Below are 9,487 nucleotides of genomic sequence, written 5' to 3' on the forward strand. Positions count from 1 at the left end.
ACACAGCGGCACTGATGATGGTACCAAGGCTGATGACGGCACTCACCAAGATAAACACAGCGGCGCTGACGACACCAAGGTCGATGATGATAATAAATAAAATAGAGTATGAGAAATACCTAAAAATTCTCTAATAACCACGAAGCCCTTTTCAAGTAAGGGCTTCGTGGTTTTTTTAGCATTAAAAATTTAAGATTTTAAAATTTTCCGGGCTTCCACTAATCGTTGAATCCCTGTTGTAATTTCAACACCTATAAAGATGATTGACCAAAATATTAGATGGGATTGAAAAAGCACCAATAAAGAAAATAAAATAAATCCTTCCGTCCGTTCAGCCAAACCAGGTTGATAATAAAAAGATTTATAGCTCTCTTTTTCAGATAGGGCACCCACAGTTAAGAAAATGGTCATTGTAAAGATAATCGAAATAGCTAATAAAAGAAACAACATGAGGACATTTGGTTCAGGGTGGCGAAGGGCTAATGCAATTATAATCCCCGCCTCAACCACCCGGTCAAATGTGACATCAAGTAAAGTCCCCCAGGAGGAAGAACTTTTACTTTGTCGCGCCATACTCCCATCTACTGCATCAAAGAACCCTGACAGCCAAAGGACAACAACCCCCGCAATTGGCTGCCCTAAATATACCAGGATGCTCGCGATGATTCCGATTATAAATGCAATATAAGTAACATGATTAGCACTAAAGCCTATCTTTAGCAGGGAGTGTGCTGTTTTCGAAATAATTGGTTGAACTGCAGCACGTCCATGGGTATCAAGCATAGGACCCACCCCTTTCAATTATTTGGTATACCACAATATTTTTTCAAATGGAATTTTGATTTTAACCGATTCTTCTAATCTTGGGATTCTACCCCATCCTATCATATTAATATCAAGCGGAAGGTTATCAGCACTTACCGTAACTGAAAAACCTTCCTTACTTGGTTTCACTTTTGTCACCACGGCAGTAATAATAGATGATGGTCGATCATTAGTGATATTCTCTTGTTTATGCTCCCCATGAACAATCTGCATATGATTGGGATCAATCCATCCCATATTTTTAGTAGCTGGAACTTTTATTTCACCTTTAAACCACTTACTCCATTGTAGTCTGGTCATTCGATTTGGTAATGATAAAAACTGGGCAATATTTTCTGAGGAAGGGTGTTGAAAAAGCTCAACAGGAGCAGCAATCTGTTGTAATCTGCCATCCAGCATAACCCCAATTCTGTCTGCAACCGAAAGAGCTTCATCTAGATAATGCGTTACCCATAGGATGGAGAAACCCAATTTCCTCTGCAGGCTATACATCCAGTCTATTAAATCAGTTCTCAATGATGTATCCAAGGATGCAAACGGCTCATCCAACAAAAGCAGGGCAGGACTTAAAATCAGAGCACGTCCTAATGCTACACGCTGCTGCTGTCCCCCTGATAACTGATGGGGATAGCGATCTTCCAACTGATCAAGCTGGAGTCTTTTCAGAAAAGCACTTGCTTTGTTATTTCTTTCCCTAACCGGAGTCCCTTTAACCCTTAAGCCAAACGCGATATTTTCTATTACAGTCAAATGAGGAAACAGCCTGGGCTCTTGAAAAACAATTCCCGTTGTCCCCTTTCCACTTTCCCATGTTTGTTTGCCCGCAGTAAATGGGATAAGTCCTGCTATTCCCTTCAACAAAGTTGTTTTTCCACTTCCTGATGGCCCCATTAGTACAAAAATCTCTTTTGGTTTTATTTGTAAATCTAAATCTTTGATAATAACTGTTTCGTTAATTTGAATGTTTATTTGCTCTAATTGCATCCTTCTCACCCCCTATTTGTAAATTGTTTTTAGCATTTATTCTCACAAGAAGAAAATACACCATCAACAGCAATAGCACTGGAACAAAAAATAACAGGCTATAGGCTGCAACAATTGAAGAATCCCCACTATTTGCAAAGGGAAATATGATTAGGGGCATCGTCAGTAAGGTTCCTCCACTCATAATCCATGTCGGTAAATATTGACTGAGCGATATGACAACGACTAGGAAACTTCCTAACAATACCGAGGGAAGCAGTAAAGGTGCTTCAATCCATAAGAAAACTTTCCATCTATTAGCCCCAAGACTTACAGCGGCTTCTTGAAGTTTATTGCCGATCAGGCGGAACTGAAACCAGATTGTTGCTATAAAATACGGCAGGGTGACGATAAGATGCGCAAAAGCAACACTTACATACTCATTCAATAAAGTAAAACGAATCGCAAAATCATGCATTCCGATAATTGAAACTGTATAGGGGATGAACAACGGGGCAAGTAGAGTCGAAAACACTGCCTTTTTTCCAATAAATTCAATCTGAGCTAATACTTTTGCTGCTGGGATACCTAATAATAGATTTCCTAATAGTGTTAAGGAAGCAACGATCAAACTATTAGATAATCCTTCCAGTGCCCTTCCTGATACGGAAAGAAGATACTTCCAAGAACTTATATTCCATTCTTCAGGGAGCAGTAATGGCCATGGCCAATGTTTTGTAAAACTCCAAATGATCAGGGGGATAAAGGGAAAAATGAGAAAAAGAGTAAGCAGGGTTATAAAGATAACATTGACACTCCGTCTTACATAAAGCCTTTTTACCATACTCTCCTCCCCCTGTTATACCATTGTAATTGTAAATAAATTAGGATACTGCCAACCACGAAAGAAATGACTGCAAGAACCATATTCATGGCGATTGCAACCGCTTGCCGGTCTAGTCCAAATTGGGAATACTCCTGAAAAGCGGTGACAGGGATTGAGCCAAATGATGTCCTTGCTAATAATGCGGGAATTTCATACGCTCCTATTGTAAAAGCAAAGACTACCCACATTCCACCCACCCAAATCGGCAATAATATCGGCACGATTACCCAACGCACAGTTTGTGAAAATGAACCTCCTAATGCTATCGATTGCTCCTTCCAGTCTGAGATGAGTTTTACAATAAAAGGACTAATTAATAGTACTATGAATGGAACTTCCTTCCACATATATGCCATGATGACTCCTGTTCCCCACTGATCATGGACAAGAACCGGAAATGCTTCCATTGAATCAATCCATCCAAAGTAATAAGCAATCCGCGAATACCAACCGCTTTGCATTAATACTTGCATAAAAAGGTAAGCTGATAATAAATGTGGAATACCCACTGGAAGTTGAAAAATAATGTTAAGCCATTTCCAATGTTTCGAACGTTCAGCAAGGTATAAAGCCGCCAGTAAACCTATGGTCCCAGATAAAACCGCCACCACAGCAGCCATCCCAACTGTAACACCTAGTGATCGAAAAAATGTACTATTTATCAATTCTCGATAGGCCCAGAACTTTTCTTGGTGAACAACCATCGACATGCTATCCTGACCACCCAAACTAATGTTGAGGGAATGGAATGCACCCCCAACAAAAAAGATTAGCATAAACAAAAGGGCTGGAAGAATTCCCAACAGCCCCTTATGTTTATTTAATTGATGGATCATTTTATTCATTCGCCACATTTTTCATCCAACCTCGTTCCAGCCACTGGACATATTCGGCATTAATCTCTGGTATGCGATGACTAGATAACTCTTGTTGAGTAAGGGTTGCAGGTCCTCTGTCAATTGCATCCATGATTTTTTTATCCTCTTCAGACAAACGCCCCACAGAAAGCGACATATTTTCTCCCCAATACTCTAGCTCCATCTTCTTCAATTGAGCTGATGGAGATAGCAAAGAGTTAATAAGGACCAATGCACCATTTGGATTCGGGGCATTATACGGGATGGCAAGAAAATGAGTATTCGAAAGTGTTCCTTGATCTAGGACAAAGGTCTTTGTAGATTTCGGAAATTCACCACTTTTAATGAGGTTTGATGCGTTTGCCTCATCATATCCCATCGTCATCCACACTTCACCATTTTTATATAATTGCTCCAATTGTGAGAGCGATTGTGGGTACGATTTCCCTTCCCTCCATAAATATGGCTCTAACTCGTTCAGTTCTTTCCAAACTAAGTCCCCATCAGTTTTAATCGCTGATTCATCATACTCATTTAAATAAGCTTCATAGTTTTTACTTTTTTCATGAAGGACATGACGAATAAACGCACTTCCAGTAAAGTCTGGTGGCGCAGGATAGGTAAATTTACCTGGATTACTCTTCACCCATTTTTGTAACTCCGCTAACGATTTGGGGGGATTGGAGATTTTGTCCGAATCATAGGCAAATACAAACTGAACCTTACCCCATGGAGCTTCATAACCTTCGGTTGGGAAACCAAAGTCATATTGAATATCTTTACCATTACTATCCACGTATTGCTTAAAATTAGGAAGTTTTGAAGTAAAAGGGCCCAACAGTAATTCTTCTTGTTTAGCAGTTTTGAAATTTTCCCCATTCACCCATAAAACATCCATGTCACCAGAATTTTTATTCGCCCTTTTTTCGGTCATAAGCTTATTAATAAATTCAGTTGCATCCATTGGATATCGCTTTAATTCAATATCATATTGCTCTTTTATTCGTGGTGCAACCCATTCATCGATATAGCGATTAATACCTTCATCTCCGCCCCACATAAAGAAATTAACCTTCGTTCCTTTTGCTTTGGCAGTAATTTCCTTCCAGTCACTATTTAAACTGTTTTCTCTGGCTTGTTTGCTGTTATTGTTAGAATCAGGACTACAGCCCGATAAAATCAATAGAAATAATAAAAATATAATCGTGAATTTCCTCATAAACATCCCCTTTCTAGAGGTTACAACTCGTTTTGCATTTAAAATAACGTTCCCACATGCCTATGAAAAAGTAAAATGCAAGACCAAATCCATTGATAGGAAGAAAAGAAGACAATTCAATGGATACTATTATGCAGTATAGGTTATAAACCATTATTACAGTTAGAAGTATCCAGCGTATATGCCAGAGTGTTTTTCGAGCTATCTCACTATTCATTATTTTCTTTTTCCTTTCCATTTATAAGGAAGCTTAACTATCGTTTCAGGCACATTAATTTCCCTTAAATAGTGAATTGTGTCCTCAAGAATTTGATCCTGCATTTGATATTCTCCTGCTTTTCCAAAACTTCTTCCAAGCGGAAACCGTAAATGTAATGACCTTGGCACCCTTACTTTAGCTGTTAAATCTGCTAAGTGGGTAATCGAAATGGTCGGTATCCTTGCTTTTTCGATTGCAAATTGAATCAATCCCACGGATTGATGGCATATATATCAGCCCGGGTTCAAGATAACCGCATCTACTTGGTCTTCTTTTAATTGCTTAATAATTAAAGGAATTGTTTCCTCAATAAGCGTTTTTGGATTAGGAATATATCCCATTAAACCGTAATGAGTTCGAGCTATAGCTCCGATCATTCCTTTTTGTTCCATCAGTTTAAGTCGGAATAAAGGAAAGACACAATTAATGTCCTGATCCGCATCACTTCGATCAAAATGCGTATGACTGATCATTAACTCCTCTTCAAGGACTGATGAAAGAATAAACCTTACTGAAGTGTCACCCGCGTCAACATCAAATATAGGCTGAGTTTTTAAATGGACACCTGCGGTTGTGATTAGAGCAACGACAGCTTCATTGGTTGACTTAGTGAACGGAACCAACGGGATTGTTCCCTGAATCGGGTTAACCATATGTTTAGCCTTTTTACTGACAAGGTTTTCAATAAACAGATTTCCAGATAGCCTCAACTATGTTTCCCCCTTTCTGCCATCCAAAATAAACCACCAGCTAAGCTAGATATTGAAACAAAAATAAAAAATAAGAGAGATATTGTTAAGGAAGTTTCTGCCGAAACGCCAAGTTCCTTAAAAAAAAAGACATAGCAGCCTTCGCGGACCCCTAATCCATTTAGACTAATTGGCAGCATAGAGATTACTGAGATAAGAGTAATTATCATTAACAAATTGATCCATGGGATATCAATTCCTATCGATAAAAATAATAAATCGTTGATCCATGCTAGTCCGACCTGAAAAAGGAGGGATAACATGATAATTTTTATCCACCAGATAAAATGCTCTTTTCGATAATTTAAAGCAGCCTCACTTGTTTTAAGAAGGGCTTTTTTCAATTTAATAAACCATTTGTCCATAGATACGTCAGTAGTATCCCCAGTAACTCCATCACGACTCTTCATGGTCTTGACTAGTTTTCCTACCAGGAGTAACAAAATCAAAATAATTCCTAGAACAAGTGTAGTAGTGAGCACATATGGTCTAGCTGCTTCCATAGAAAAGGATGAAAGAACGGCAATAACTACTAATGCCATCCCACTTGTTATCCGTTCAAAGGCAACAGATGCTGTTGCGATTGGAACCCCAGTAATTCTTCCTAAATAATAAACACGGACAACATCTCCACCAACACTGCCAGGCAAAAAGTTATTAAAGAATAAGCCAATATAATAGAGACGCCCCAATTTAAAAAATGAGGCATACTGCTTTTTATCTTGTTTTAAAGATGAGTCAACGAGCATTTTCCACTTCACAATACTTGAGAACACGGTTAGTTGAATGGCAACAAATGCAGCTAGAAAATAAAATGGTGAACCCTCTTTTGCAATCTCGATGACTTTATTCCACTCCATCTTATTTAAAATCCAAAAGATGAGAAAGGTGCTGCCAAATACCCTGATGATTAAGCCTTTATGTTTCCAAAGGGAAGCCATTACCCTTTTACTCCCTGTTTTCCTTTACCCAAAGATTGCAATTTTGGACGAAGAATCATGCCCAATACCGCTAACGCAATCATTATTGTAAAAACAAAGAATAATATTTTCACCGTACTAGTGGCATTTTGACCCAGGTACGAATAAAGAAGGGTCGCAGGTAATTGTCCTAGACCTGTTGCCCAGAAAAATTGCCAAAAAGAAATCGATGTGACACCAGCCGCATAACTAACTAAATCGAAAGAGACAACCGGAACAAGTCTGGCAATAAAAACCGCATGCTTCCCATATTTCTCAAAGAATTGATCCCACCAAGTTAATGCCTTTTTTGTTACGATTTTTTCAACAACAGGTCTTCCTAAGATTTTTGCCAAATAAAAACAAAGGACGGCTCCAGCCATTGCACTGCTCCAAGAGAGAATTGCTCCCCCAATCCAGCCAAATAATAATCCATTCGCAAATGTAATTACAAAAGCTGGGAGTGGTGCGATAATTGATTGAAAAATCATTAGTAAGCCAGAAATGACTGCTGATAGTGAACCAAATGAATGAAGATAATCACGGAATCCTTCGACATCTGCTGTTTTTAAATATTGAATCGACTGATTAAGTGAATCCTGGATTTCTCCTTGCCCTAAATAAATTAGTAAGAAAAAAGCAATGACACCATATAAAAACATCGTTCCAAACTTTTGATATCTAGATAAAAGATTCCAGCCTGTATTTTCAGTGGCCACTTTTTGATGTTTATTTTTCAATAATGTTCCGATTATAATAGCTATGCCAATTGGAAACACCAATAATAGAATTTGATTCATGTCGACTAAAGTAACTGTTTCTTCTAAAAATAATGCTTTCCTAACTATATAAGAGGGAAGAATGGCTAGACTTCCCTCAGAGATTGTAACGTAAACAATAATTGCAATAGATGAAATCGTTAGGGTGGCAGTTGTCCGTGCAGACTCCCAGAGCGCAAGTTTTTTCGCGTTCATGAAAGTCCTTAAAAAATAGAGCCATGCTCCTGTTAGCAACGAAACCGTAACAAAGTATTCACTATCAAAACGCATATCAAGCCAGTTACTTTGAATTAGCAAAATAGCAATTGCAAATCCTATCAGAAAGAAGAGAAATAAAGATGCGATTAATTGTCCAAGGGCGCGAATAACGTTTTTCATTTTCTCCCCCCTATTATTTTACAATTGAATATGTTAATACGAGAGGCGTACCGTCTGCAGGAAGCACATCTGGGTTGCCATGGAATTCTGCATGGCCGCCCTCAAACGTTCCAACTGGATGAGTAGAATTACTTGTAATACCTGCTGGACAGCTATCAAAGCACATATAGCAGCCTGTCATTTTAGCCTCTTGGGTATCGTAGTTCCCGCCAAATTTATAAACAATCTTTTGACCAGTTGAATCTACCATAACATCATTAATGTCATACTCTTTTCCCGCATTTTCCCATGATACAGTAACCTTTACTTCATCACCTAAAATATATTTTTCATTAGCCTTTGTTTCAAACTCTTTACTAGTGTCCCCGCCTTTTTCAACAGCAGGAACTCCTCCAATTTCCAACAAAGCCTCATTGAACTTAAGTGGATTAGCGTAGGCTTTTAATACCGCTTGGTCACCATATTTTCCTTCAACCCAGTTTAAACCATGGCGCGTAGGACTTACTAAATACTTTCCATTAACAGTTGCGTATACCTTAACGACTTTGTTTTCTTTATCAACAACGATCGGATTATCTTTCGATACTGTATTATCCACCTTTTGATCTGCTTTTTTCTCGTCTTTTGCAGCTTTCGCAGTAGTATCATTATTTGATTTTGAACCACAGCCAGATAATACTAACATTGTCAGAGTTGCTAGAATGACAAATTTGATAAAAACAGATGATTTACGTTTCATTTTTTCCGCTCCCTATACCTAATAATCTGAATGAAATTAAAAATAATAACCAATATCGCCCAATATTGTAAGTTTTTAACTTTATAAAGATTAATATGATATTAACACAACAAAAAATAAATAAGTTTGTTTACCTTTAAATGTCGGTTTTTTGACAAAAACTTATTACAATATTGTTAATAGGCGATTCTAAATTCTTTATCTACTAAATAAAACTTGAAGGAAATCCACTAATACCTTGAAAAAACAGTACTTACAATCATCTGGGCGAATAAATTATACTCATATATTTGAATAAGTTAAAATTCAAATTATCTATAAATGTGTTTAATTATTATCGGTTTTACCGATAAAGAATAGCTTTGATTAGAAAACTATTCGACTTGTTCCCCTCAAGGGTGAGAACAGGGGCAAGTTGTATTAATACCTGATGGGAAAGTAAATCTTTCCTATCGGCCCGAAAACAGAAAGAAGCCCATCCACTTGTGGTGGATAGGGCTCCTTTTAAAATCATAGGATCTTGGATAGGAAATGGTTAGGAAATCTTTTTAAGTTCTTCTGTCAATTTTAGGAATAGCTCTTTATTCCCATGTTGTAATGTGTGGTCGATTTCCTTGCGGATCTTCTCCCTCTTGAATTCTAACAGGGCATTATTTAGAAACATCTCTGCAACGACAGCATCTGTATTCTCATCCGATTGTTGTGGTGAATTAAGTAATTTCTTTTCCATGGAAATCAACTCCTTACGTTTTTTCTAATTATACAGCGAGTTTTCTAAAAATTCAAACACTTTATTTTAAAAAATAAAAAAAAATTCAAAAGAAGTCCAAAAACAAAAAAATGGTGTCAGGTACCACAAAAAGACATTTGTCCG

The 9,487-nt window shown here is 37.7% G+C and carries 10 protein-coding genes; all 10 read right to left on the minus strand.

From position 1 onward, the window contains the following. Positions 1-189: 189 nt before the first annotated feature. Entirely contained in the window at positions 190-783 is a 594-nt protein-coding gene (locus V7121_RS08245) for a CDP-alcohol phosphatidyltransferase family protein (RefSeq protein ID WP_335499959.1), read from the minus strand. An 18-nt stretch (positions 784-801) separates the two neighbouring features. Next, positions 802-1,809, minus strand: a complete 1,008-nt coding sequence (locus V7121_RS08250; RefSeq protein WP_335546321.1) for an ABC transporter ATP-binding protein — start codon at positions 1,807-1,809, stop codon at positions 802-804. Next, a complete protein-coding gene (locus tag V7121_RS08255) occupies positions 1,778-2,632 on the minus strand; it encodes an ABC transporter permease (RefSeq protein ID WP_335499963.1) in 855 nt (284 codons plus the stop codon). The genes V7121_RS08250 and V7121_RS08255 overlap by 32 nt, the downstream gene beginning before the upstream one ends. Beyond that, positions 2,626-3,528, minus strand: coding sequence for an ABC transporter permease (locus V7121_RS08260; RefSeq protein ID WP_335499964.1), 903 nt, complete (start codon positions 3,526-3,528; stop codon positions 2,626-2,628). Before V7121_RS08260 ends, V7121_RS08255 begins: the two co-directional genes overlap by 7 nt. Beyond that, positions 3,512-4,750: an ABC transporter substrate-binding protein gene (locus V7121_RS08265; RefSeq protein ID WP_335546323.1), complete on the minus strand. Its 1,239-nt coding sequence runs from the start codon at positions 4,748-4,750 to the stop codon at positions 3,512-3,514. Before V7121_RS08265 ends, V7121_RS08260 begins: the two co-directional genes overlap by 17 nt. Positions 4,751-4,966: 216 nt before the next feature. Further along, on the minus strand, positions 4,967-5,719 hold the full coding sequence (locus V7121_RS08270) for a glycine/sarcosine/betaine reductase selenoprotein B family protein (RefSeq protein WP_335546326.1): 753 nt from the start codon (positions 5,717-5,719) through the stop codon (positions 4,967-4,969). Beyond that, positions 5,716-6,699, minus strand: a complete 984-nt coding sequence (locus tag V7121_RS08275) for a lysylphosphatidylglycerol synthase transmembrane domain-containing protein (RefSeq protein ID WP_335546328.1) — start codon at positions 6,697-6,699, stop codon at positions 5,716-5,718. Before V7121_RS08275 ends, V7121_RS08270 begins: the two co-directional genes overlap by 4 nt. After that, positions 6,699-7,874 carry a TVP38/TMEM64 family protein gene (locus V7121_RS08280; RefSeq protein WP_335546329.1) on the minus strand — a complete coding sequence of 392 codons (1,176 nt, stop codon included), beginning with the start codon at positions 7,872-7,874 and terminating at the stop codon, positions 6,699-6,701. The genes V7121_RS08275 and V7121_RS08280 overlap by 1 nt, the downstream gene beginning before the upstream one ends. A gap of 13 nt (positions 7,875-7,887) precedes the next feature. Next, positions 7,888-8,613: a YdjY domain-containing protein gene (locus tag V7121_RS08285; RefSeq protein WP_335546331.1), complete on the minus strand. Its 726-nt coding sequence runs from the start codon at positions 8,611-8,613 to the stop codon at positions 7,888-7,890. A gap of 535 nt (positions 8,614-9,148) precedes the next feature. After that, entirely contained in the window at positions 9,149-9,343 is a 195-nt protein-coding gene (locus V7121_RS08290; RefSeq protein ID WP_335499975.1) for an IDEAL domain-containing protein, read from the minus strand. Positions 9,344-9,487 lie beyond the last annotated feature (144 nt).

It is taken from the genome of Neobacillus drentensis (genome assembly GCF_036962125.1).
GTDB lineage: Bacteria > Bacillota > Bacilli > Bacillales > Cytobacillaceae > Neobacillus > Neobacillus drentensis_B.